This is a genomic window from Litoribrevibacter euphylliae (assembly GCF_042646085.1).
In the GTDB taxonomy this organism is placed as follows: domain Bacteria; phylum Pseudomonadota; class Gammaproteobacteria; order Pseudomonadales; family Litoribrevibacteraceae; genus Litoribrevibacter; species Litoribrevibacter euphylliae.
Genome location: NZ_JBHRSZ010000002.1, coordinates 818,242 through 843,407, shown reverse-complemented (window position 1 = coordinate 843,407; position 25,166 = coordinate 818,242). Strand labels below are relative to the sequence as shown.

General features: G+C 44.8%; 22 protein-coding genes. 20 read left to right on the top strand and 2 right to left on the bottom strand.

Annotation, left to right across the window (positions count from 1 at the left end; genetic code table 11):
- Positions 1–60 precede the first annotated feature (60 nt).
- From lpxD to rpoS, 20 genes are all read left to right on the top strand, one after another.
- Entirely contained in the window at positions 61–1,092 is a 1,032-nt protein-coding gene (gene lpxD, locus ACFOEK_RS05435) for a UDP-3-O-(3-hydroxymyristoyl)glucosamine N-acyltransferase (RefSeq protein ID WP_386717287.1), read from the top strand.
- A 25-nt stretch (positions 1,093–1,117) separates the two neighbouring features.
- Complete coding sequence (fabZ, locus tag ACFOEK_RS05430) at positions 1,118–1,564, top strand: 3-hydroxyacyl-ACP dehydratase FabZ (protein WP_386717284.1); 447 nt, start codon at positions 1,118–1,120, stop codon at positions 1,562–1,564.
- Positions 1,557–2,327, top strand: coding sequence for an acyl-ACP--UDP-N-acetylglucosamine O-acyltransferase (gene lpxA / locus ACFOEK_RS05425; RefSeq protein ID WP_386717281.1), 771 nt, complete (start codon positions 1,557–1,559; stop codon positions 2,325–2,327). Before fabZ ends, lpxA begins: the two co-directional genes overlap by 8 nt.
- Positions 2,328–2,431: 104 nt before the next feature.
- Positions 2,432–3,580, top strand: coding sequence for a lipid-A-disaccharide synthase (lpxB, locus tag ACFOEK_RS05420; protein ID WP_386717278.1), 1,149 nt, complete (start codon positions 2,432–2,434; stop codon positions 3,578–3,580).
- A gap of 8 nt (positions 3,581–3,588) precedes the next feature.
- Positions 3,589–4,215, top strand: a complete 627-nt coding sequence (gene rnhB, locus ACFOEK_RS05415) for a ribonuclease HII (RefSeq protein ID WP_386717275.1) — start codon at positions 3,589–3,591, stop codon at positions 4,213–4,215.
- A 111-nt stretch (positions 4,216–4,326) separates the two neighbouring features.
- On the top strand, positions 4,327–7,833 hold the full coding sequence (dnaE, locus tag ACFOEK_RS05410; protein WP_386717272.1) for a DNA polymerase III subunit alpha: 3,507 nt from the start codon (positions 4,327–4,329) through the stop codon (positions 7,831–7,833).
- 187 nt (positions 7,834–8,020) lie between these two features.
- Complete coding sequence (locus ACFOEK_RS05405) at positions 8,021–8,971, top strand: acetyl-CoA carboxylase carboxyltransferase subunit alpha (protein WP_386717269.1); 951 nt, start codon at positions 8,021–8,023, stop codon at positions 8,969–8,971.
- A 59-nt stretch (positions 8,972–9,030) separates the two neighbouring features.
- Positions 9,031–10,380, top strand: a complete 1,350-nt coding sequence (gene tilS, locus ACFOEK_RS05400; protein ID WP_386717266.1) for a tRNA lysidine(34) synthetase TilS — start codon at positions 9,031–9,033, stop codon at positions 10,378–10,380.
- 193 nt (positions 10,381–10,573) lie between these two features.
- Complete coding sequence (locus ACFOEK_RS05395) at positions 10,574–12,199, top strand: CTP synthase (RefSeq protein WP_386718567.1); 1,626 nt, start codon at positions 10,574–10,576, stop codon at positions 12,197–12,199.
- 15 nt (positions 12,200–12,214) lie between these two features.
- On the top strand, positions 12,215–13,060 hold the full coding sequence (kdsA, locus tag ACFOEK_RS05390; RefSeq protein ID WP_386717263.1) for a 3-deoxy-8-phosphooctulonate synthase: 846 nt from the start codon (positions 12,215–12,217) through the stop codon (positions 13,058–13,060).
- Positions 13,061–13,141: 81 nt separating this feature from the next.
- A complete protein-coding gene (eno, locus tag ACFOEK_RS05385) occupies positions 13,142–14,437 on the top strand; it encodes a phosphopyruvate hydratase (protein ID WP_386717260.1) in 1,296 nt (431 codons plus the stop codon).
- Positions 14,438–14,573: 136 nt separating this feature from the next.
- The gene (ftsB, locus tag ACFOEK_RS05380; RefSeq protein WP_386717257.1) at positions 14,574–14,858 is read left to right on the top strand and encodes a cell division protein FtsB; all 285 of its coding nucleotides are present in this window, start codon (positions 14,574–14,576) and stop codon (positions 14,856–14,858) included.
- 6 nt (positions 14,859–14,864) lie between these two features.
- Positions 14,865–15,596 carry a 2-C-methyl-D-erythritol 4-phosphate cytidylyltransferase gene (ispD, locus tag ACFOEK_RS05375; RefSeq protein ID WP_386717255.1) on the top strand — a complete coding sequence of 244 codons (732 nt, stop codon included), beginning with the start codon at positions 14,865–14,867 and terminating at the stop codon, positions 15,594–15,596.
- A 44-nt stretch (positions 15,597–15,640) separates the two neighbouring features.
- On the top strand, positions 15,641–16,114 hold the full coding sequence (gene ispF / locus ACFOEK_RS05370; RefSeq protein ID WP_386718564.1) for a 2-C-methyl-D-erythritol 2,4-cyclodiphosphate synthase: 474 nt from the start codon (positions 15,641–15,643) through the stop codon (positions 16,112–16,114).
- Positions 16,107–17,123: a tRNA pseudouridine(13) synthase TruD gene (truD, locus tag ACFOEK_RS05365; RefSeq protein ID WP_386717252.1), complete on the top strand. Its 1,017-nt coding sequence runs from the start codon at positions 16,107–16,109 to the stop codon at positions 17,121–17,123. Before ispF ends, truD begins: the two co-directional genes overlap by 8 nt.
- 22 nt (positions 17,124–17,145) lie before the next feature.
- Positions 17,146–17,901 (top strand): 5'/3'-nucleotidase SurE, encoded by a 756-nt coding sequence (surE, locus tag ACFOEK_RS05360; protein ID WP_386718561.1) that lies wholly within the window; start codon positions 17,146–17,148, stop codon positions 17,899–17,901.
- Positions 17,902–17,940: 39 nt separating this feature from the next.
- Complete coding sequence (locus tag ACFOEK_RS05355; RefSeq protein WP_386718558.1) at positions 17,941–18,570, top strand: protein-L-isoaspartate(D-aspartate) O-methyltransferase; 630 nt, start codon at positions 17,941–17,943, stop codon at positions 18,568–18,570.
- Between the two features lie 78 nt (positions 18,571–18,648).
- Positions 18,649–19,590, top strand: coding sequence for a DUF368 domain-containing protein (locus ACFOEK_RS05350; protein ID WP_386717249.1), 942 nt, complete (start codon positions 18,649–18,651; stop codon positions 19,588–19,590).
- Positions 19,591–19,725: 135 nt separating this feature from the next.
- Entirely contained in the window at positions 19,726–20,523 is a 798-nt protein-coding gene (locus ACFOEK_RS05345) for a peptidoglycan DD-metalloendopeptidase family protein (protein WP_386717247.1), read from the top strand.
- 103 nt (positions 20,524–20,626) lie between these two features.
- On the top strand, positions 20,627–21,595 hold the full coding sequence (gene rpoS, locus ACFOEK_RS05340; protein ID WP_386717244.1) for an RNA polymerase sigma factor RpoS: 969 nt from the start codon (positions 20,627–20,629) through the stop codon (positions 21,593–21,595).
- Between the two features lie 114 nt (positions 21,596–21,709).
- Here rpoS and fdxA read toward each other — a convergent pair whose 3' ends face one another.
- On the bottom strand, positions 21,710–22,033 hold the full coding sequence (gene fdxA, locus ACFOEK_RS05335; protein ID WP_386717241.1) for a ferredoxin FdxA: 324 nt from the start codon (positions 22,031–22,033) through the stop codon (positions 21,710–21,712).
- Between the two features lie 254 nt (positions 22,034–22,287).
- The gene (gene mutS, locus ACFOEK_RS05330; protein WP_386717239.1) at positions 22,288–24,927 is read right to left on the bottom strand and encodes a DNA mismatch repair protein MutS; all 2,640 of its coding nucleotides are present in this window, start codon (positions 24,925–24,927) and stop codon (positions 22,288–22,290) included.
- Positions 24,928–25,166: the final 239 nt, after the last annotated feature.

The window sequence follows — 25,166 nt, the reverse complement described above, 5'->3', positions numbered from 1 at the left end:
CTAGGTGCGTTTGTGCGTTTAGTGATTGTGGAAATTGTATTACTAATATAGAGAAAGATTATGAGTAAAACCCTCCAGCAAATTTCAGACTTTCTAGGAGCAGACTTACGAGGTGATGCTAGCCTTGAGGTACGGGGGTTGGCTCCTTTGGATAAGGCCCAGGCTGGCGAAATTACTTTTTTATCGGATAATAAGTACCTTTCAAAATTAGCTGAGTGCCAGGCAACCGCTGTTATCTTACCCGAAAAGTTGGCAGACCAGTTTGATGGCGCTGTTTTAGTTTTAGATAATCCATACTTAGCGTTTTCTAAACTTTCTCATTTGTTTGATCCTGCGCCTGTTCTTGATACAAACATCCATCCGACCGCAGTAATCGCTGATTCTGCAAAGTTAGGTGAAGGCGTTCATATTGGCCCTTATGTGGTTGTGGATGAGGGTGCTGAAATTGGAGCTCATTCGCAGCTTATGGCGCATGTGGTGGTTGGCGCGAACAGTAAATTGGGTGAACAGTGCCGTTTGTTCCCTCGTGTGACTGTGTATCACGGTGTAGAAATGGGCAATCAGGTGACGATTCAGTCCGGTGCCATCATTGGTAGTGACGGTTTTGGTTTTGCTAATGACAAAGGCGAATGGCATAAAATTGCTCAGATCGGTGGTGTAAAAATTGGCAACCGAGTTGAGATTGGTGCCAATACCACCATTGATCGAGGTGCGATTGATGACACCATCATCGAAGATAACGTAATTCTTGATAACCAGATTCAGATTGCTCATAACGTCAAAATTGGCTATGGCTCTGCAATGGCAGCATGCTCTGGTATTGCAGGCAGTACCGAAGTTGGCAAGTATTGTGTCATTGGCGGTGGCTCTTGTATTTCCGGGCATTTAAAGATTGCTGATGGTGTACAAATGACAGGTATGGCGGCGATTACTGGCAACATCAAAGAAGCAGGTGTTTATTCTTCTGGTACGGGTTATCAAGAAACGAAGCAGTGGCGTAAGAGCGTTGTACGCTATCGTCAACTGGATGATATGGCTCGTTCGATCAAAGCACTCGAGAGAGAGCTGGCTGAGTTAAAAGGTTCAGAGTAACGCTGTTGAAGGAGTGGTAAGCGATATGGATATCGAAGAGATTAAACAATACCTCCCCCATAGATACCCTTTTTTGTTAGTCGACCGTATTACCGATATTGATCGCCAGAATAACATTATTAAAGGGTATAAAAATGTTACGGTGAATGAACCCTTCTTTGAAGGGCATTTCCCAGGACATAACATCATGCCTGGGGTGTTGATCCTTGAATCGATGGCTCAAGTAGCAGGGGTTTTGGCGTATCAGTTACAAAATAAAAAGGCATCGGAAGGCTTTTTGTATTATTTTGCCGGTGCCGATAAGGTTCGATTCAAACAACCAGTCTTTCCTGGTGATCGATTGGAACATGAAGCAGAGTTCATTGAAGAGCGTCATCATCTGCTAAAGTTTAAGTGTCGAACCATTGTGAATGAAAAAGTCGCCTGTGTGGCGGATATTATGTGTGTAGAAAGGCAGGTAACCCTTGATTGACCCTAGAGCAATAATTGACCCAAGCGCTGAAATTGCAGATGGCGTGGAAATTGGACCTTGGACAATAGTGGGGCCGGATGTAGTCATTGGTGAGGGAACGGTAATCAGTTCTCACGTAGTGATTAAAGGCCCTACTGTGATTGGTAAGAACAATCGTATTTTCCAGTTTTCGAGTGTGGGTGAAGATTGTCAGGATAAAAAGTATGCGGGTGAGCCTACTAAGCTGACCATTGGTGATAACAATATCATTCGAGAAGGTGTGACCATTCATCGTGGTACAGTTCAAGATGAAGGTATCACTGTCGTTGGTTCTGGTAACCTGATTATGTGTAATGCCCACATCGCTCATGATGTGATTATTGGTAATAACTGTATTATGGCCAATAATGCAATGGTTGCAGGGCATGTTCACGTGGGCGACTTTGCAATTTTAGGTGGTGGTACCGGTGTTCATCAGTTTTCTAAAATTGGTGCGCATGCCATGATTGGTGGTGGATCTGCTGTTAACCAAGATGTACCAGCCTATGTGATTGGTAATGGTAATCCTATGAAGCCTGCTGCCATCAATATGGAAGGTTTAAAGCGTCGCGGCTTCGAGAAGGAAGATATTAAGCAGTTACGTAACTGTTATAAACTTGTATATCGTCAAGGCTTGCGCCTTGAAGAAGCGCTTAAAGAAATTGAGCCGATGGCCGCTGCTTCAGAAGCCGTTAAAGTGTTTTACGATTCGATCTTGGCGTCAACTCGAGGCATTGTTAGATAATTAACTATCGGCAATTCTTGTTTCAAATACATTGCTTCAAGCCGTCTAGTTAGGCGGCTTTTTAGTATTTATTTCACTCAAAATCAATTCATAACGATCATTGTATGAGCAAACCACTACGGATAGGCATAATAGCTGGGGAAGCGTCCGGCGATATTTTAGGTTCAGGCTTAATCAAAGCAATCAGAGAAAGATACCCGGATGCAGTTATTGAAGGCATTGGTGGCCCTTTGATGATTGAGCAAGGCTTTCATACGCATTTTCCAATGGAACGCCTGTCTGTCATGGGGTTGGTGGAAGTTCTCGGTAGGCTGAGAGAGCTGATTGGTATTCATCGGAAGATGTATAAGTACTTTAAGCAGAACCCTCCTGATGTGTTTATTGGTATTGATGCCCCGGATTTTACACTTCGTATGGAGCGGAAGTTAAAAAAACTCGGTGTTCCTACGGTTCATTATGTAAGCCCATCGGTGTGGGCGTGGCGGAAAAAACGCATCTTTAAGATCAAAGAAAGTACGGATTTAATGCTTACCTTGCTGCCTTTCGAAAGTCAGTTTTACCAAGCTCATAATATGAAAGAGTGCTTTGTTGGTCATCCATTGGCGGATGATATTGAAATGGAGCCTTCGCGTGATGATGCCTGTATAAAGCTTGGTTTAGATGTGAATCGCCCTGTCGTTGGTATTCTTCCAGGCAGCCGTGGTGGTGAAATTAAGTATATTGGTGCGACTATGCTGCAGGCAGCTGACTTGATTCAGCAACAATTGCCTGATGCTCAGCTAGTACTTCCAGCTGCTAATGATATTCGTAAAACCCAACTTGAAGCCTTACGCGAAATGCACGGCATTGGCAAAAGCATCAAGATTGTGGATGGCCAAAGCCGAACCGTAATGGCAGCATCTAATGTGATCACTTTGGCCTCGGGAACCGCGACACTGGAGGCCGCTCTGCATAAACGGCCTATGGTGGTAGTGTATAAAATGGCGCCGCTAACTTATGCCATTGGCAAGCGTATCATCAATGTGGAATACATATCTCTGCCCAATTTGCTGGCTAATAAACCTCTGGTTCCTGAGTTGATTCAAGAGGAAGCAACACCTGAGCGAATTGCTGAGGAAGTCCTGAATCGTCTTAATCATCCTGATCGTTATGAATCTGTGGTGAAGGAGTTTTATCAGATCCATACCTTGTTGCAACAGGGTGGTAATCAGAAAGCCGCAGCGGCAGTGTTTGAATTGATAGGCGTTAAGTAAGCTGGACGATGACTAAAACAAGAGCAAAAAAAGAACTTGAGCCCTTTATTCCTTCTTATCAAGGAATTCTATTAGCGGGTGCTGATGAGGCTGGACGTGGGCCTTTAGCGGGTGACGTCGTCGCGGCGGCTGTGATTCTTGATCCTGACAATCCTATTGCAGGCCTGGATGATTCAAAGAAGTTATCTGAGAAAAAGCGTGGTGCTTTGTTTGATGAAATCAAAGAGAAAGCGTTAGCGTTTGCAATTGCTCGTGGCTCTGTCGAAGAAATCGATACCATCAATATTCTCCATGCTTCCATGCTAGCGATGAAACGTGCCATTGATGACCTTACGGTCGCAGCAGAATATGCCCTGATTGATGGAAATCGAATACCGTCTGATTTACCTTGTTCTGCTGAAGCCGTGGTGAAGGGTGATGCTCGTCATCCTGCCATTGCCGCTGCCTCTATTCTGGCTAAAGTGACTCGGGATAGGGAAATGGTTGCTTTGGATGCAGAATATCCTGAGTATGGTTTCGCCAAGCATAAAGGTTACCCAACCAAAGCTCATATGGACGCGATTGAGCAGCACGGTGTTACTAAGTTTCATCGTAAGAGTTTCGGTCCTGTTCAGAAGAACCTCTCTCTATTCTGATTAGGGTGGCTATGCTATCCTCTTCGCCTATTTTCGTTATTTCAATTTCTGCCGTTTTCTCTTCTTGAATTGCGGTATTAGACCTTTGTTTATTTTCTTCGGAGAACTTAAATGTCATCAGCTCCTTTTGTTCATTTGCGTGTTCATTCTGAATATTCGCTGATTGACGGCATTGTAAAATTAAAGCCTTTACTGTCGTCTTCTGTTGAACAAAAAGTACCTGCGGTGGCCTTGACCGATCAGGGGAACATGTTTGGTCTGGTAAAATTTTACAAAGGTGCTCAGGGCAGTGGTATTAAGCCGATCATGGGCTCGGATGTTTGGCTGGAAAACGAAGACGAGCCGGATGAACCGTTTAGAATTTGTCTGTTAAGCATCAATGAAAAAGGTTACCGTAACCTGACTGAGATTATTTCTGACGCTTATTTGATTGGTCAGCGTGATGAAGTTCCTATCGCTAAGAAAGCCTGGATTGAAGAAAAAAGTGAAGGCTTGATTATGCTGTCGGGTGGTAAGGATGGCGATATTGGTTCTGCCTTGATTAAAGGTAAGGAAGCCCTTGCTCAACAGCGTACGGAATATTGGTCATCACTGTTTGAGGGGCGTTTCTATCTTGAATTGCATCGTTGTGGTCGGGCAGGTGATGAAGAGAATCTACACGGTTCAGTGAAACTGGCTCAGCAGCTGGGTTTACCTGTAGTGGCTACCAATGATGTTCGCTTCATTAAACAATCTGACTTTGAGGCCCACGAAGCGCGAGTCTGTATTAATCAGGGTTTTACTCTAGCTGACCCTCGCCGTCCAAAAAATTACACAGAAGAGCAATACCTAAAAACGCCTGAAGAAATGGCGGAGTTGTTCTCTGATATTCCAAGTGCACTTCAAAATACCCTGGAGATTGCCAAACGCTGCAGTCTGGAAGTAAAGCTGGGTACTTATTTTCTGCCTGAATATCCGATTCCAGAAGGTAAAACGATGGATCAGTTTTTCCGTGAGTTTTCTGCGGAAGGGCTGGAAGAGCGTCTTGAAATTATTTTACGAGATGTGGATAAAGACTCTGAAGAGTACAAAGAGCGCCGCAAAGCCTATTTTGATCGTCTGGATTTCGAACTCGATATTATCTTGCAAATGGGGTTCCCAGGTTACTTCCTGATCGTAATGGACTTCATTCAGTGGGCGAAAGACCATGATATTCCGGTAGGGCCGGGTCGTGGTTCAGGTGCGGGTTCTCTGGTGGCTTACGCACAAAAAATTACCGATCTTGATCCGCTGGAATACGATCTGCTGTTCGAACGATTTCTAAACCCGGAACGGGTTTCCATGCCTGACTTCGATATCGACTTCTGTATGGATAACCGAGATAAGGTGATTAAGTACGTATCTGAGAACTATGGTAAAGAAGCCGTTTCCCAGATCGTGACCTTTGGCACCATGGCGGCTAAGGCGGTAGTTCGTGATGTGGCGCGTGTACAAGGCAAATCCTATGGATTGGCGGATCGTCTATCCAAGTTAATCCCGCCAACCCCAGGCATGAAACTGAAGGACGCCATTGAAGAAGTTGCTGAACTAAAAGAGCTGATTGAAACGGATGATGATGCTCAGGAAATCTGGGAAATGGCGCTCAAGCTTGAGGGGATTACCCGTGGTACCGGTAAGCACGCCGGGGGCGTGGTTATCGCCCCAACCAAGCTAACCGATTTCTCGCCAGTAAACTGCGATCCGGATGGTACCGGTGTGGTCACCCAGTTCGATAAGGGCGACGTAGAAGAAGCTGGTTTGGTTAAGTTTGATTTCTTGGGACTTCGAACGTTAACCATCGTGGATTGGGCGCTTCAAACCATTAATGCTAAGCGCCAGAAAGAAGGTTTGGAGCCGGTTAATATCGATCTGATTCCTTTAGACGATCAGCCGTCTTTTGATTTGCTGAAGCGTGCTGAAACCACAGCGGTGTTCCAGCTGGAATCCCGTGGTATGAAAGACCTGATTCGCCGTCTTCAGCCGGATAATATTGAAGACATGATCGCACTAGTAGCCCTATTCCGTCCGGGGCCGCTGGAATCAGGCATGGTACAAGACTTTATTGACCGTAAACACGGCCGAGCCGAAGTGGCTTATCCTCACCCGGACTTTCAGCATGAAAGTCTGAAAGAAATTCTTGAACCGACTTATGGGGTAATTGTTTATCAGGAACAGGTAATGCAGATTGCTCAGACCCTGGCCGGTTATACCCTGGGTGGTGCGGACATGCTTCGTCGTGCGATGGGTAAGAAAAAGCCAGAAGAAATGGCCAAACAGCGTGATACTTTCCGTGAAGGTGCTATTTCTCAAAATGTCGATCCTGATTTGGCGATGAACATCTTTGACTTGGTAGAGAAATTCGCGGGTTACGGCTTTAACAAATCTCACTCGGCTGCTTATGCAATCGTTTCCTATCAAACGCTTTGGTTAAAAACTCATTACCCTGCGGCCTTCATGGCGGCAGTGCTTTCTGCCGATATGGATAAAACCGACAAGGTGGTGATCTCCATTGAAGAATGTCGGGAGATGAAACTTGATCTGGTACTTCCCGATATCAATCAGGCGGAATTCAAATTTACCGTGAATGATCAGGATCAGGTGGTTTACGGATTAGGCGCGGTAAAAGGTGTGGGGGAAGGCCCAGCTGAAGCGATTCTGACTGCTCGTAAAGATGGCCCGTTTAAAGATTTGTTCGACTTCTGTGAGCGTGTTGGTGCTCAGAAAGTAAATAAGCGTACGTTGGAATCCTTAGTATGTTCTGGTGCATTCGATAAGATCGGTCCTAATCGTGCGGCATTGATTGCGGCGATTCCGAGTGCGGTGAAGGCGGCTGATCAGTCTGCGAAAAATGAAGACGCAGGAATGGTCGATATGTTTGGTGAGCTGATGGCTGAAGACACCGAGCGTGATGTCTATGAAGATTATCGAGAACTCAAAGAGTGGTCGCCGAAAGAGAAGCTGTCGAAAGAGAAAGACACCTTAGGCTTGTTCTTAACCGGCCACCCAATTGAAGAGTATGAAACGGAAGTTAAGTCGATTGTGACTTGTCGTCTGAAGGATTTGGAACCGGATCGTAACAAAACCTACTTGATTGCAGGTTTGGTGATGGATGTCCGTACGATGCAAAGCAAAAAAGGCGATACCATCGCATTTTTAGCCCTTGACGATCGTACCGCTCGAATTGAAGTGGGGTTGTTTGGTGAGCTATACACGTACAATAAAGATTGGCTGAAACCAGATGTGCTTGTGGTGGCTGAAACAGAAGTCAGCTATGACAACTATTCAGGCGGGATTCGCTGTCGAGTGAAGTCGTTAATCGACGTAGAGCGGGCCAGAAGTAAGTACGCGAAATACGTGCGTGTAAAACTGTTAAACGACAAAGATACTCTACAGTTTAATAAGTTCTTGAATGACGGCAGTTTAAGCTTCTCTGAGGATGGAGTTCCCTTGTTGATTGATTATCAACGACCTGATGCACGGGGTCGTGTTCGATTGGGCGATGACTGGAAACTGGCTCCGGATGATACCAATGTAAGTGCATTACGGTCTGAACTTGGTTACGAACATGTCGACATATTGTATCGAAATTCTGACATATGACAGAATTTAGGATAGAATACCAATAATTCTCACTTTATATTTGAGTCGGCCATTATTCTTCCGCTCAGTGAGTGTTTTGGTTTTATCTAAGTCTTTAAATTTGTGGTTAGGACTCAGCCTTCAGACGTGTCATCTTATGGTCTGGGAGAGTCAAAATTAACGGTAGGCCCGTTTAGGCGAGTAGTGAATGAATTCACAATTTCTTGATTTCGAACAACCCATTGCCGAGCTTCAGGATAAGATTGAAGAGTTGCGCCTCGTTGGTAATGATAATGAACTCAACATTCAAGAAGAAATTCAACGACTTCAAAACAAAAGTACTGCGTTAACCGAAGCGATCTTTTCAGAACTGACACCGTGGCAGGTGACTCAGGTTTCTCGTCATCCTCTTCGTCCTTACACTCTAGATTATATTAAACACGTGTTTGATGAGTTTGATGAGCTGCATGGCGACCGTACTTTCTCAGATGACCCAGCTATTGTTTGTGGTATTGCTCGATTAGAAGGGCGCCCTGTTGTTGTGATCGGTCATCAAAAAGGACGCAACGTTAAAGAAAAAGTGCGACGTAATTTTGGTATGCCGAAGCCGGAAGGTTATCGAAAAGCGTGTCGCATCATGGAAATGGCTGAACGCTTTAAGATGCCAATCCTAACCTTTATTGATACGCCAGGAGCTTATCCGGGAATCGACGCTGAAGAGCGAGGTCAAAGTCAGGCCATTGCACATAACTTGGCTGTAATGTCGCATCTTAACGTTCCTGTGATTTCTTGTGTGATCGGTGAAGGTGGTTCCGGTGGTGCGCTGGGGATTGGAGTCTGCGACCATCTAATCATGCTCAAATACTCTATCTATTCTGTAATATCACCAGAAGGCTGTGCATCTATCCTATGGAAAAGTGCAGAGAAAGCTCCCGAGGCGGCGGAATCTATGGGGGTAACCGCAGATCGTTTATTGAGCTTAGGCTTGGTAGATCAGGTGTTGGACGAACCTCTAGGCGGAGCTCATCGAGACCCTGAGCAAATGGCGGGGCACTTGAAACAGGTGTTGATTAAGCAGCTTGAAAAGCTTGAGCAGTTGCCCATCGATCAGGTGTTGGATCGTCGCTATGAGCGCTTAATGGCTTATGGTGTTAATTAGTCAGACTGTATTTGAAGGCTTTCTGCTCTTTTCTTTGAACGTTTGTTTGTGAGGTTGGGATGTCTTCTTATTCTGATACCGATCTCTTATCTCATTTTTCCTCCCTGTTGAATGTGTTTCAGAACGAACCGCTTCAAAAGCAGCAAACCATAAAAGCTTGGTGCGTTGCGTTCAGTGGCGGGCTTGATTCTCGGGTGTTGCTTCATCTATTAATTACATCCACCTCTCTTCCTGTTCGAGTTATTCATATTCATCATGGCATAAGTGATTTTGCTGATGATTGGGAAAATTTTTGTCGTGACACTGTGGTGGCTTACGATGCTGATATTGAGTTTATTTCTAAGCGTGTAGCTGTTGACTCTTCCGGTTCATTTGAGGAAAAGGCTCGGCAAGCTCGCTATCAAGTATTTGAAGATCTCTTAGGTGAAAATGAAGTTCTTCTGATGGGGCATCATTTGAACGATCAGGTTGAAACTTTTTTTCAGCGCTTAGTCCGTGGTGCCGGGCTGTCCGGTTTGGCTGGAATGCCAAAATCTCGGCCGTTGGGCAAGGGGCAATTGCTTCGGCCCTTGCTTGAGGTTCCAAGAGCCAGCCTGCTGAAATATGCTCAGGAGCGCGAACTGTCCTGGGTAGAAGATGAGAGTAACGACAGCCTGGATTACGATCGTAATTACATTCGTCATAAGATAGCTCCCAGTTTTTTGAGTCGTTGGCCCAGTGCATTCACCTCCATTGCTCGATCTTTATCTGTCGCTCGACAAGATTCAGAAAGTCTGAGCTTTTATCGTGATCAGTGGTTGGTTGTTAATCGCAGTTTGACGGAATTAAATCTTGCGGCGCTTGGTGAGTTACCCAGAACGGAGCAACTCGGATTGCTGTCTTATTGGGTGCGAAAAAGGGCAGGCCATTCAATGTCCTATGATCAACTGACTTCGCTATTGAATGATGTAGTGATGTCTCAGCAAGATGCTCAGGCCGTGTTACGTGTTGGGGCGTTTGAGTTTCGTCGTTATCAGCAAGCACTTTATGCACTTTCAATAACAGACACCGAGTTTGATGGGGCTTGGTCGCAAGAAATTACTTTGCAGCCTGGGCAGGTTCATATAGAAAGACTGCCTGATGGCAGTTGTTTACGTTTGGAGCCTGATGATCAAGGGGTTGTGTTTCCTGAGAACCGATGTCTTATAGGTTATCGTCAAGGCGGGGAGCGCTTTAAACCGGTTGGTGATCATCATACTCGGGAATTGAAAAAATGGTTACAGGCACAAGGTGTTGCACCTTGGCTGCGCTCCCAAATTCCATTGCTATACTGCAATCAGCAATTGGTTGCTGTGGCTGATTTGGCTGTTGATCAAGCTTTCCTTTGCCAATCCGGGCAAATGGGATGGAAAGTCATTTGGCAGCGATAAAATACTCAATAAGAGATTAAATTTTGCCATCGGTCGGTGGTGTTTACAAAAATGAACCAAAGGGTCTAAAAAATTACGCTCTTTGATGGATTTTGATTTGTTCATGCGCGGTGATTCTGGTATTCTGGCGCCCCATCTTGATCAGGGCATTCTTCCTGTTTCTCACCGCATTTTTAACCAAGATGGGTTCTGTATGACGCGATATATTTTCGTTACTGGTGGCGTTGTTTCTTCTTTAGGAAAAGGCATTGCCTCCGCCTCCCTTGCTGCAATTCTGGAAGCACGTGGACTTAAAGTTACTATGATGAAGCTTGATCCATATATTAACGTGGATCCGGGTACTATGAGTCCTTATCAACACGGGGAAGTGTTTGTCACGGAAGATGGTGCTGAGACCGATTTGGATCTTGGCCACTACGAGCGTTTTATCCACACCAAAATGACCAAGCGCAACAACTTCACTTCGGGTCGTGTTTATGAAGAAGTGATTCGTAAAGAGCGTCGTGGTGATTACCTTGGTGGTACGGTTCAGGTTATTCCTCACATCACTGATGAAATCAAGCGTCGTGTTATTGCCGGTGCTGAAGGTGCTGACGTAGCATTAGTAGAAATCGGTGGTACGGTAGGTGATATTGAATCACAACCTTTCCTAGAAGCTGTTCGTCAAATGAAAGTTGAGTTAGGCAGCAACCGTGCGTTGTTTATGCACCTAACGCTTGTACCTTACATTGCAACAGCGGGTGAAACCAAGACCAAGCCAACACAGCATTCTGTAAAAGAAATGCGTTCTATCGGTATTCAGCCTGATATTTTGGTGTGCCGTTCTGAACAATCTATCCCATCAGATTCTCGTCGTAAGATCGCTATGTTCACTAACGTGGAAGAACGTGCGGTTGTTTCTCTTCCTGATGCGGATTCTATTTATAAGATTCCTGCCATGCTGCATGAGCAAGGTTTGGATCAAATCATTTGTGATAAATTCAATCTTAAAACTGACTCTCCAGACCTGTCTGAGTGGGCGGCAGTTGCAGAAGCCGAATTGAATCCAGAACACGTAGTAAACATCGCCATGGTGGGTAAATACATGGAGTTGTTGGATGCCTATAAGTCGTTGATTGAAGCGGTTAAGCACGCAGGTTTTAAGGCGTCCACTAAGATCAAGTTTGATTTCATTGATTCCGAGCGAATCGAGCAAGAAGGTACGTCTTGCTTGGAAGGAAAAGACGCAATTCTTGTACCAGGCGGTTTCGGAACTCGTGGTGTAGAAGGTAAGATCAAAACGGTTCAATTTGCTCGTGAAAACAAGATTCCTTACCTTGGCATTTGCTTGGGTATGCAGGTGGCGGTTATTGAATACGCGCGTAACGTTGCTGGTTTGGCTGGCGCAAGTTCGACTGAATTTGATCAGTCGTGCGAACATCCAGTGATTGCTTTGATCACCGAGTGGGTGGATGGCGAAGGTAATGTTGAACAACGTACTGATGCTTCTGACCTGGGCGGCACTATGCGTCTTGGTTCACAGGAATGTCATCTGGAAGAAGGTTCGACGGTTCGTGAAGCGTATGGCAAGGCGAACGTGGTTGAGCGTCATCGTCATCGTTTCGAAGTGAACAACACCTACGTTGATCGTTTAAAAGAAGCCGGCCTGAACATTACCGGTGTTTCTGTGGATCAGAATCTGGTAGAAGTTGTGGAAGCACCGGATCATCCTTGGTTTGTTGCGTGTCAGTTCCACCCGGAATTTACCTCGACCCCTCGTGCAGGTCATGGCTTGTTCAGTGGTTTTGTAAACGCTGCATTAGAACAGTCGAAAAAATAAGATAGGGACATTCTGATGACTCAGAAAACAATCAAAGTCCGTGACATTGAAATTGCTAACGATAAGCCAATGGTGCTTTTCGGTGGCATGAATGTTTTGGAAAGTCGTGACTTAGCAATGCGTATTGCTGAAGAATACAAGACAGTTACAGACAAGTTAGGGATTCCTTACGTTTTTAAAGCGTCATTCGATAAGGCAAACCGTTCTTCAATTACTTCATTCCGTGGCCCGGGTATGGACGAAGGATTGAAAATTTTTGAAGAAGTTAAGAAAACCTTTGATGTGCCAGTGATTACTGATGTCCACGAGCCGTACCAAGCGGCGCCGGTGGCTGAAGTATGTGACATCATTCAGCTACCAGCCTTCTTATCTCGTCAGACAGACCTTGTGGTTGCGATGGCGAAAACTGACGCCGTGATTAACATCAAAAAAGCCCAGTTCCTTGCGCCTCAGGAAATGAAACACATTCTTCGCAAGTGTGAAGAAGCGGGTAACGAAAATCTGATTTTGTGTGAGCGTGGCAGTTCGTTTGGGTATAACAACCTAGTGGTTGATATGTTGGGCTTTGGTGTTATGAAGCAGTTTGAATACCCAATTTTCTTTGATGTAACTCATGCGTTGCAGATGCCGGGTGGTCGTGCTGATTCTGCAGGTGGTCGTCGTGCGCAAGTGACGGATCTTGCGAAAGCTGGTTTGTCACAAGGGTTGGCCGGTTTGTTCCTGGAAGCGCATCCAAATCCTGATGAAGCAAAATGTGACGGTCCGTGTGCATTGCCATTGGACAAGCTGGAGCCTTTCTTGAGCCAGTTGAAACAGTTAGATGATTTGATTAAAGGGTTTGAGCCGGTTGTTACGGGCTAAGCCTATATTTGGAAGCGTTCGTTAGAAACGTTTCGATAAAGAATTTAGTTATTTTATTTATAAACATTGGAGAGTAATAGCATGGCTAAGATCGCAGACATCAAGGCTCGCGAAGTCCTGGATTCACGCGGTAACCCTACTGTAGAAGCGGATGTCATTCTTGAGAACGGCATTGTTGCTTCAGCGTGTGCACCATCTGGTGCGTCTACTGGTTCACGTGAAGCGTTAGAGCTTCGTGACGGTGATAAGTCTCGTTATCTTGGTAAAGGCGTTCTTAAAGCAGTTGAAGGCGTTAACACTGAAATCAAACCTGCTCTTGTTGGTATGGATGTAACCGATCAGCGTGCACTTGATAACAAGATGCTTGAACTGGACGGTACTGACAACAAGGCTAAGTTGGGTGCAAACGCTATTCTTGCTGTGTCTTTGGCTGCAGCAAAAGCAGCTGCTCAAGCAAAAGGCGTTGAGTTGTATGAGCACATCGCAGACATCAACGGTACCTCTGGTCAGTACAGCATGCCTGTTCCAATGATGAACATTCTGAACGGTGGTGAGCACGCGGATAACAACGTTGATATCCAAGAGTTCATGGTTCAGCCTGTTTCTGCCCCTACCTTTGCCGAAGCGCTACGTGCTGGTGCTGAAATCTTCCACGCACTTAAGAAAGTTCTAAGCGCTAAAGGTTTGAATACTGCTGTAGGTGATGAAGGTGGTTTTGCTCCAAACTTGGCGTCTAACGCTGATGCACTTGCAGTGATCAAAGAAGCGACTGCAAATGCAGGTTACGAGCTAACCAAAGACATTACCCTTGCGTTGGATTGTGCATCTTCAGAATTCTACAAAGATGGTAAGTATGACTTAAGCGGTGAAGGTAAAGTCTTCTCTGCTGAAGGCTTCAGTGATTACCTTGCAGAGCTTTGTGAGCAGTACCCAATTGTGTCTATCGAAGACGGTCAGGACGAATCTGACTGGGACGGTTGGGCGTACCAAACAAAAGTACTTGGCGATAAAGTTCAGCTAGTGGGTGACGACTTGTTCGTAACTAACACTAAGATCCTGAAAGAAGGTATCGACAAAAACATCGCTAACTCTATCTTGATCAAGTTCAACCAAATCGGTTCTCTTTCTGAGACACTTGATGCAATCAAGATGGCAAAAGATGCGGGTTACACGGCTGTGATTTCTCACCGTTCTGGCGAAACTGAAGACACTACTATTGCTGACTTGGCGGTAGGTACGTGTGCTGGTCAAATCAAGACGGGCTCTCTATGTCGTTCTGACCGTGTTGCTAAGTACAACCGTCTTCTACGCATTGAAGAGCAGTTGGGTGCAAAAGCGCCATACAACGGCTTGAAAGAGATCAAAGGTCAAGGCTAATATTGCATTAGTTTTTAGAGCAATAAGCTCGGATCTTTCGGAAAGGGGAAACTGTGAGTTTCCCCTTTCTTTTATGAGAATTGGTAAGTTTAGGTAATATGCGCTTGCGGTCTTTTCTTTTGCTGATTGAGTTTTCATGTATCAACTGATTTGTGGTGTTCTGGTCGTCATTGTTTTAATGCTGCAAGCCCGTCTGTGGTTTGGCGAAGGCAGTATTACTTATATTTGGCAATTGCAGGATCAGATTGATGAGCAAGTCTTTGAAAATGATCGCTTAAAAGATCGAAACCAAGTGTTAGAAGCCGAAGTGATTGATCTCAAAAGTGGCCTGGAGTCCATTGAAGAACGAGCACGCAGCGAACTTGGTATGATCAAAGAAGGTGAAACCTTTTATCTTCTAGTCGATGACAAAAAGAAGTAGCAGCCTATGTCGGAAGTAGCTTCGAATAAAGAGTTATGGGCTTTGGTGCCGGCCAGTGGCATCGGAAGCCGGATGCAGTCTGATCGACCGAAACAATATTTAACCATTAATAATCGTACAGTACTGGATTTAACGCTTACGCGATTACTGGCAGTGCCTGGCCTTTATGGGATTATGTTGGTGCTATCGGAAGATGATGACTATTGGTCTCTGTCGCAGTTTGCCAGTCACCCTAAAATTCATACGGCGGTTGGAGGGGGTGAACGCTTCCATTCCGTGCTTAATGGATTAAAAGCATTACAATCGCTGGCGTCAGACCAAGCATGGATCATGGTTCATGATGCGGCTCGACCTTGTGTGCGAGTGTCTGATATTGAGAATTTGATTGGCTCTGCGACTCAAGCCGATGGTGGTTTGTTGGGCATTCCTGCGAAAGATACCGTTAAACAAGTAAATACTGGGCAATCACAAGATGGGCTTCATCGGGTTAACAGTACGGTTGATCGCTCTAAGATTTGGTTAGCCTATACACCGCAAATGTTCCGTCTGGGACAGTTACGTCACGCGATCGAACAGTCGATTGAGAAGCAAAGTATGATTACGGATGATGCCAGTGCGATGGAGATGGCTGGTTTTGAACCAATTATGGTGGAAGGTGCTTCAGATAATATTAAGATCACTCACCCTCAAGATTTAAGCTTGGCTGAGTGGTATTTAACGAAACAAGTATCTAACTAAACTCATTTTGAGTCTGTTTTACTAATTAAGGAAAGCGCATGGGAATCCGTATAGGTCACGGCTATGACGTTCACGCTTTTGGCCCGGGTGAGCTCATTACTCTGGGTGGCGTCAAGATTTCACACATTCATGGTTTTGTGGCGCATTCTGATGGAGATGTATTGATCCATGCATTGTGCGATGCGTTGTTAGGTGCAGCGGCTCTGGGTGATATTGGACAGCATTTTCCAGATACTGATGCAGAATTTGAGAATATCGACAGCCGCAAGTTATTACGTCATGTGATGGAGTTGTTAAAGCAACGCGGTTATTGGGTAGTGAATGTGGATTGTACGATTGTAGCCCAAGCCCCTAAGCTGGCGCCTCATATTGATCAAATGCGAGTGTTATTAGCGTCAGATTTAGCCATTACTCAATCTGAAGTAAATGTGAAAGCGACGACGACAGAAAAGCTTGGTTTTGTAGGGCGTAAAGAAGGGGTGGAAGCCCATGCGGTGGTATTGATTGCAAATGAATAAACTATTTTCCCTTCCTTTCGTTAATGTAAATACTGAGACATTATCCACCGTAGGATTCAAAGAAGCGCCTGAAGATTTTCGTGTCATTGAATTGATGGGCTTTGAGCCTAGCGGTGAAGGTGAGCATCTTTGGCTTGAAGTTGAGAAACGTGAAAAGAATACTCAGGATTTAGCCAGGGATTTATCTCGACACTTTAATGTGGAAAAACACGCTGTTACATACAGTGGTTTGAAAGATAAAAATGCGGTCACTCGACAGTGGTTTTCTGTGCATTTACCAGGAAAGTCTGAGCCGTCATTGCCTGTCTTTAGAAACGTTGAGTTTCTTTCTCGTACTCGTCATAACAAGAAATTAAAAACCGGAGTGCACGAAGGCAATCGTTTTATCATTACTTTGCGATCCGTCTCGGATATGGATTCGTTGGTGAAGAATCTTGAACGAGTTAAAACGGATGGCTTTCCGAATTATTTTGGTTCTCAGCGTTTTGGCTTTGATCGTGGAAACTTAGATCAAGCACAAGAGTGGCTGACCAGCGGCAAACGACCTCGACAGCGTTTTCTGGAAGGCATGTATTTGTCGGCAATGCGTTCGTATATTTTTAATATTACCTTGTCAGAACGTATTCAAGCAGGACGCTGGAATCAACTGACACAAGGTGAAATAGGTCAGTTTGATTGGAGTAAATCTGGTTTCGTTGTTGAGGACGAACAAGACCCACGATGCGCCGAGGGCGAGATTCATCCGGCAATTAACCTGTTTGATAATCGATCTGTTCTACCTGAACCTCTTGCTGAGCTTGAAGGTGAGCGTTGGTTTGAGCAATTCAAAAAGAAACGCTTTTCTCCTGAACAACGCGCCTTACGAGTCATTCCGAGAAATTTCAGCTGGCAAACATTGGATGCTGAGTCTGTTGAGTTGACCTTTGAGTTGCCAAAAGGCAGTTATGCCACCAGTTGTTTAAAAGAAGTGTGCGAACTGATTGAACCAAATCGCGACGATAGAAGTTAAGCCGTTCTAAGATTGAGAATCCATTATGAAGATACTGATTTCGAACGACGATGGTGTGAATGCACCCGGTATTCGAGCATTGCATGACGCCTTACAAGACTTGGCTGACGTAGCTGTCTGTGCGCCAGATCGTGATCACAGTGGTGCCAGTAATTCATTAACATTAACGCGTCCCCTGATGGCAACGGAAATTAACGCGGGTTGGTTTTCGGTGGATGGTACGCCAGCCGACTCTGTGTATTTGGGTATGAATGGCATTGCAGGAATAGAGCCTGATTGCGTTTTTTCGGGAATAAACTCGGGTGCAAATCTTGGGGATGATGTATTATATTCCGGCACTGTTGCTGCAGCGTTGGAAGGTCGAAGCTTGCCCTTACCCGCAGTTGCGATTTCCTATGTAGATCGCCATTTACGTTATTTGGAGTCGGCTCAAAGAGTGGCCCAAATACTAGCGGAACGCTTACCTGAGATTCCGATGCCTCCTTACACGGTATTGAATGTTAATGTCCCTGATTTACCTTGGGAGCAAATCAATGGCTTCCAGGTGACACGTTTAGGGCATCGGCAGCGCTCGTCTAAGCCTGAAAAGGTCATAGATCCCAGAGGTAAGACTCGATACTGGGTCTCGGCGGTTGGCAGTGTGGCAGATGATTCTCCCGGTACCGATTTTGATGCAATAAAAAAAGGCTATGTGTCCGTTACACCGGTGCACTTCGATATGTGTGAACACAGTGTAAGGGAAAACCTTAGTCAGTGGTTGGATAATAACAATTTGTAGGAAATTTCAGTGAAGGCAGTGGACCTGGTTGGTGTGGGTATGACCTCGTTGCGGACGCGTGAACGGTTAGTTCAACGTCTAAGAGAAGAGGGTGTATCCGATGAAATAGTATTGAATGTCATTCGAACAACCCCTCGACATATTTTCGTTGATGAAGCGCTCGCTCATCGAGCTTACGAAGATACTGCCCTTCCTATTGGTTTTAACCAAACGCTATCTCAACCATATACCGTTGCTCGTATGACGGAATTATTATTACAACCGGGCGCACCAAGAAATGTTTTGGAAGTCGGCTCGGGTTCTGGTTATCAGACTGCGGTGCTGGCTCAATTAGTTAATAAAGTATATACCGTGGAACGTATTGGGCCTCTTCAGGAAAAGGCCAAGAGCCGTATGAAATTGTTAGAGCTATCTAATGTATCGTTTCTTCATACCGACGGTGGTATGGGGTGGCCGGAGAAAGGTCCTTTCGATGCTATTATGGTAACGGCTGCACCGGATAAGATTCCAACCGCTTTAGTCGATCAACTTGCAGTGGGTGGTCGAATGGTCATTCCCGTTGGTGACGATAAGCAGTACTTAACCATTGTGGATAAAACATCCGCAGGTATAGAGATTGAACGAGTTGAACCCGCTCGTTTCGTGCCTTTATTGGCTGGAATACGATAACAGAAATTACCCCTTTATCTACCAGCATTGATAAAGAACGTTTTACATAAGCTTTAAAGGAATAATTAGGCAATCGTGATGGATACTCCTCAGAAAATTCAATTGTTTTTGAAAGGCCTAGCAATGGGGGCTGCTGATGTAGTACCTGGTGTCTCTGGGGGTACGATTGCATTCATTACAGGTATTTACGGTCGTTTACTGGCTGCGATCAATCGATTCGATCTGACTGCATTAAAATTATTAAAGTCAGCTAAGTTCTCTGAGTTGTTGCGTCATGTAGATGCCGGTTTTCTGTTGATCCTAGGGTCGGGTATCCTGATCAGTATCTTAAGCTTAGCTAAGGTAGTTACTTGGACTTTGCTTCATTATCCTGAGCCGTTATGGTCCTTCTTTGCTGGTTTGATTCTGGCCTCTTCTTGGTTTGTGTTAAAAGAAGTAGAACAGTGGCGTTTTCTTGAAAAGTTATTAATGTTACTCGGGATTTTGTTAGCTTATTTGATTTCAGCGGCTGTTCCTGTTGAGCTGGATAAGAACCAGTGGATGATTTTTCTCTCTGGTGCCATTGCAATTTGTGCCATGATTCTTCCTGGTGTTTCAGGGAGTTTTATTCTCCTTCTCCTTGGCATGTACACTTATATATTGGAAGCTGTACATCAGTTTAACTTTTCGATTCTAACGATCTTTGCCGCTGGCTGTATCGTCGGTTTGATGTCTTTTTCTAAGTTCCTAAGTCACATGCTGGATAAATACACCAGCCAAACGCTAGCGATATTAACGGGTTTTTTGATTGGTGCTCTCTACAAAGTGTGGCCTTGGAAGATGACCATCGTGTATCGTTTGAGTTCTGATGGGTCTCAAATGCCGCTGGTTCAGACTAATGTGATGCCTGCGGCTTATACGGACTTAACGGGGCTTTCTCCTCAGTTAGGGCTTTGCTTCACTACATTTGTTGTTGGCTTTATATTAGTTTCTCTTATTGCCCGTAACGCCCCGGACAACACTCAGCTTCATACTAAATAATTGCTGTTAACAGACAGTAAGTCATGTGAGGCGCTTTCTTTAGTCATAGGTCGATTGATGTTTTTTTCGAGAGATTTTTGGCTAATTCATTCAAAAACAAGTACATTTTCATTAAAAGCAAACAGATCGTTTTTAATGTCTACACGTATGCCTAGTTTATTCCGCCAAATTATTCTGATGTGCATGGCCGTATCGGTTCTGCTTGTTAGTGGTTGTGCGGGAAAATCTGGTTACGCGCCAGTTACATCTATTGACTATTCGAAAAGTAAGACGTTATCCCCTCGTGAGAAGTCAGCTAGTCATCATGTGGTAAGTCGTGGTGAAACACTGTATTCCATTGCTTGGAATTATGGCAAAAACTTCAAGCACTTAGCGTCGATTAATGGCATTAAACATCCGTATACTATCTATCCAGGGCAAAAAATTAATCTTAAATCCACAAGGAATAAAGGGGTAAGTAAGCCCAAGAAATCTAATAAAAACAAAGTTGTAGAAAGGAGTAAGCCAAAGGTTAAAAAAACGCCAATAGTTCGACATTCAAATCAGCAGAGATCAGTAGGAAAGATCAACTGGCAATGGCCTACACGCGGAAAGGTCATTGGAACCTTTTCTTCAAACGCCCGTTTTAACAAAGGTATTGATATAGCGGGTAAATTAGGTGAGCCTGTTTATTCGGCAGCGAAGGGAAGGGTGGTCTTTGCTGGTAGCGGTTTAAGGGGTTATGGAAAGTTGGTGATTATTCATCATGATGACAAATACCTCAGCGCCTATGCTCATAACAACAAGCTACTAGTTAAAGAAAATCAGGTGATTAAAGCCGGTCAAAAAATCGCCGAAATTGGTTCCACAGGAACTAATCGTCCGAAGCTTCATTTTGAGATTCGGAAAGACGGAAAGCCGGTTGACCCGCTGCGATATTTACCGAAACGCTAATTTTAGCGTTAGGTGATTGAACAGAGCCAGACTGTACTGTTCGAATGTAGGCCTGATTAAGGGGTCAGGTTAACAATGGTGAACTATAAGAAGGATAACCATCATGGCACTACAAGCAGAGAATCATCGTATCGAACTTGAAGATGACGTAGTAGCGGTTGCAGATGACTTTGACGAAAACATTGATGAAGCTGAAGAGAGTGATGAATCTGTAAAACTGGCGGCTGGCAGTCAAGCTAAGAATCTTGATGCAACACAACTTTATCTGAATGAAATAGGTTTCTCACCGTTATTATCACCTGAAGAAGAGGTTTATTATGCTCGCCTTGCTCAGAAAGGTGTAGAGGCGGGTCGTAAACGTATGATTGAGAGTAATCTGCGTTTGGTTGTAAAAATTGCACGACGTTACATTAATCGTGGATTAACACTTCTTGATTTGATTGAGGAGGGGAATCTAGGGTTAATTCGTGCGGTTGAGAAGTTTGATCCTGAACGAGGTTTTCGATTCTCGACTTATGCAACCTGGTGGATTCGTCAAACCATAGAACGTGCAATCATGAATCAGACCCGAACGATTCGTTTGCCGATTCATGTAGTAAAAGAACTCAATGTTTATCTTCGTGCAGCACGTGAATTAACTCAGAAGCTCGATCATGAGCCGACTCCGGAAGAAATCGCAGAATTACTCGACAAGCCGGTTAGCGATGTTAAAAAGATGTTAGGCTTGAATGAACGTGTTACGTCTGTTGATACCCCTATTGGTCCTCATAGTGATAAATCACTTCTTGATACCATCTCCGATCAGAAAGTTTCAGACCCTGCGGAAGTAGCACAAGACGATGATATTCGAGGTAGCCTTGATCATTGGCTGGATCAATTAAGCGAGAAACAGCGTGAAGTGTTAGCGCGTCGTTTCGGACTTCGCGGCTATGAAATGAGTACTTTAGAAGAAGTTGGTCGTGAAATTGGTCTTACCCGTGAGCGCGTGCGCCAAATTCAAGTGGAAGCTTTGAAGCGTTTAAGAGGTATCCTTGAAAGCCAAGGCCTTAATTGCGGTTCCTTATTTAGCTAAGCAGATTGCAATTAATCTGAGACACTAAAAAGGCCAGTTAAAAACTGGCCTTTTTTATATCTGAATTCTTTTCTTTCAATAAGCTGATTTATATAGAAAGAAAAGATTCAGTGATTAACGCTGAAGAAGATCTGCTTTACCTTCTTTACCGTCCCACTCAGCCGCATCGTCCATAGCGCCTTTCATCTCAGTGATGTTTGGCCATTCTTCCGCTAGCTCAGCGTTAATTTCAATAAATTTTTCTTGGCCTGCCGGTAGGTCATCTTCACTAAAGATCGCTTCTGCAGGGCACTCTGGTTCACACAGCGCACAGTCAATACACTCGTCTGGGTGAATTACCAAGAAATTTGGTCCTTCGTAAAAACAATCTACAGGACAAACTTCAACACAGTCTGTGTATTTACAGTTAATACAGTTCTCAGTTACAACAAAGGTCATCTAGTTATTCTCCTCATCATATTTTGGTCGCACTGTCGGTGATGAAGTGTTGAGAAACCGTCTCTTCAGACTGCTTATCGGGCCAAACACACTAGCCCCAAATTAACAGCTACGCCAAAAATTTCACGTATTCTAAGATTTGGAGGAAGTTAGCGCAAGGGAATGACTCAGCCCAAAGCCCTAGTTTTACCGATAATGGATATGGGCTGAGTTTCTAAGGATACTAAAAGGTAAGTGAATAAGAATCATTCACCTTATTCGGAAGCTTCCTTTAGGTTATAAAGCGCTTCCAGGGCTTCTCGGGGGGTCAAGTCATCCGGTGAAAGCTTCTCTAACAATGTGAGCACTTTATCGTTTACTGGGGATATAAACATATCCGCTTGGAAAGGCGAGTCCTTGTCGTTTTGATGGGGCGTAGTCTCTGGTACTTGATCACTTGAAGATTTCGGTGATGCTGTGTTGGATGTGGTTGAGCTCAGAGTTACTTTCCCAGCTTCCAGCTCGGATAGTTTTTGTTTAGCACTTTGTATAACAGAGGGTGGAACACCAGCTAATTGGCCTACCTGCAAACCGTAACTCTTGCTGGCTGGCCCTTTTTGCACCGAGTGCATAAAAATAATGTGATCATCATGCTCGGTTGCAGTGAGATGAACATTACTTGTGTTTGCATGCAGTTCAGGCAGTTCGGTCATCTCAAAGTAGTGTGTTGCAAACAGGGTTAAACTTCCTAGCTTTGCAAGATGCTCGGCACTGGCCCAAGCGAGGGATAACCCATCAAAGGTGCTGGTGCCTCGACCGACTTCATCCATGATTACTAAGCTTTGTTCTGTGGCGTTATTTAGAATATTGGCGGTTTCGGTCATTTCCACCATAAAGGTAGAGCGTCCACCGGCGACATCATCGGACGAACCCATACGTGTGAAGATTCTATCTAGCGGGCCTATGGTTACAGCTTCAGCAGGAACAAAACTGCCTATGTGAGCAAGTAATGATATTAAAGCGATTTGGCGCATGTAGGTGGATTTACCGCCCATGTTCGGGCCGGTAATGATCATCATTGTATTCAGCTTGGTTAATTCTGCGCTGTTTGGAACGAAAGGGTCGTCCAGTAAATCTTCCACCACAGGATGGCGACCGGCACTGATAAGAATCCCCGTTTCTTCGGATAGCTGAGGTTGAGTGAAATTCAATGTGACAGCGCGTTCTGAAAAACTTACTAATACATCCAGTTCAGAGATCGCGTTCGCACTGGCTTTTAGTTCAGCGAGCTGATCCCCTAAACGAGAAACCAATTCCTCATAAAGGGCTTTTTCACGCGATAATGCACGGCTCTTACTGCTGAGTGCTTTATCTTCAAATTCTTTTAATTCAGGGGTGATAAAGCGTTCGGTATTTTTCAGTGTCTGACGACGAATGTATTCCGTCGGTGCTTGATCACTCTGTTGCTTACTTAGCTCAATGAAATAGCCGTGTACTCGGTTATAACCGACTTTAAGTGTGCTTAATCCTGTGCGTTCTTTTTCTCGGGTTTCGAGATCGACGAGGAACTGACCTGCATTTTCACTCAGTCCGCGTAACTCATCTAATTCTGCATCATAGCCTTCGGCAATGACTCCACCATCACGAATGACGACCGGTGGGTTTTCAATAATGGCACGGGCTAATAAATCAGCTAATTCGGGGAATTCACTGATTTGTTCTTTGAGCTTAGCGAGTAGGCTTGAGTCTTGTTCAGATAATGCCTGCTGCAGTTCTGGTAACAAATTAAAGGTATCTCTTAAACGAGCTAGATCTCTAGGTCGTGCAGAGCCTAAGGCAACACGGGCAAGAATACGCTCGACATCACCGATTTGTTTAAGCACGGCAAGCAGATCTTCAAATAAGTAATTATCGGAAAGTGTGGCAATGGCTTGTTGGCGCGCCTGCAGTTGAACGTGATCTCGAATAGGACGGTTTAACCAGCGTCTTAATAGGCGGCTGCCCATGGCGGTTCCGCACTTATCCATCAATGCGGCAAGCGTAAACTGGTGTCCACCCATGAGGTTGGTATCAATCTCAAGGTTCTTTCGGGTGGCAGCATCCATCAGCAAAGATTCATCACGTATCTCTGGTGAAATAGACGTAATGTGAGGTAACTCTGAGCGCTGAGTTTCACGGGCGTAATTGAGCAGTGCGCCTGCGGCAATGATGGCAATGGGCATGTCATCACAGCCAAAGCCCTGCAGTGATTGGGTTTTAAACTGCTTGGTCAACAAACGCTGTGATGTTTCTGAGTCAAAATTCCAAGGCGGTAGCTTTCTTACGCCACTGCGTTCAGAGAATAGATCAACCAAGAGAGAATCTTCAGATACTAATAATTCAGCCGGTGATAAGCGCTCGATTTCTCCGAGCAGGCTCTCTTGGTCTGGAGCCTCAAGAACGTTAAATCTGCCACTGGAAAGCTCCATCGTGGCAATTCCAAACATCTGATCTTGACTGTATACAGCACAAAGCAAGTTATCGCGGCGCTCTTCCAGGAAGGCTTCGTCAGTTAATGTTCCTGGTGTTACCACTCGAACGACTTTTCGTTCAACGGGGCCTTTTGAAGTAGCTGGATCGCCTACTTGCTCACAGATTGCTACCGAGCGGCCGAACTTTACTAAACGAGCCACATAGCCTTCGGCGGCATGATAGGGAATACCTGCCATCGGGATTGGTTGGCCTCCGGACTTACCTCGTGCGGTTAGAGTAATGTCCAACAGCTCTGCAGCCAGCTTTGCATCGTCATAGAATAATTCATAGAAGTCACCCATACGGTAGAAAACCAACTCGTTCGGATGCTCTTGTTTGATCTTGAAGTACTGCTGCATCATTGGGGTATGTTGAGATGACTTGTCCGTGCTTTGCTTAGCCATGAATTATCCTGAAGTGCTAAAAATAAACTTGGGTGAATAAACCGGGGGAGTCATTCTATGATAATCATCCGTGAATTTCAGCGCTTCTAAACTTGTTTCTGACTGAGTTATCGAGTTTGATGGTGGCAATAAACATTTAGAGTAGGCTGGAATATGTCTCTATCTACAGAACAGCAAACGCGTGTCAGTGAACTGTCACAACAGGTGGGTCAGTGTTTGCTTATACGCAAGCAATGTTT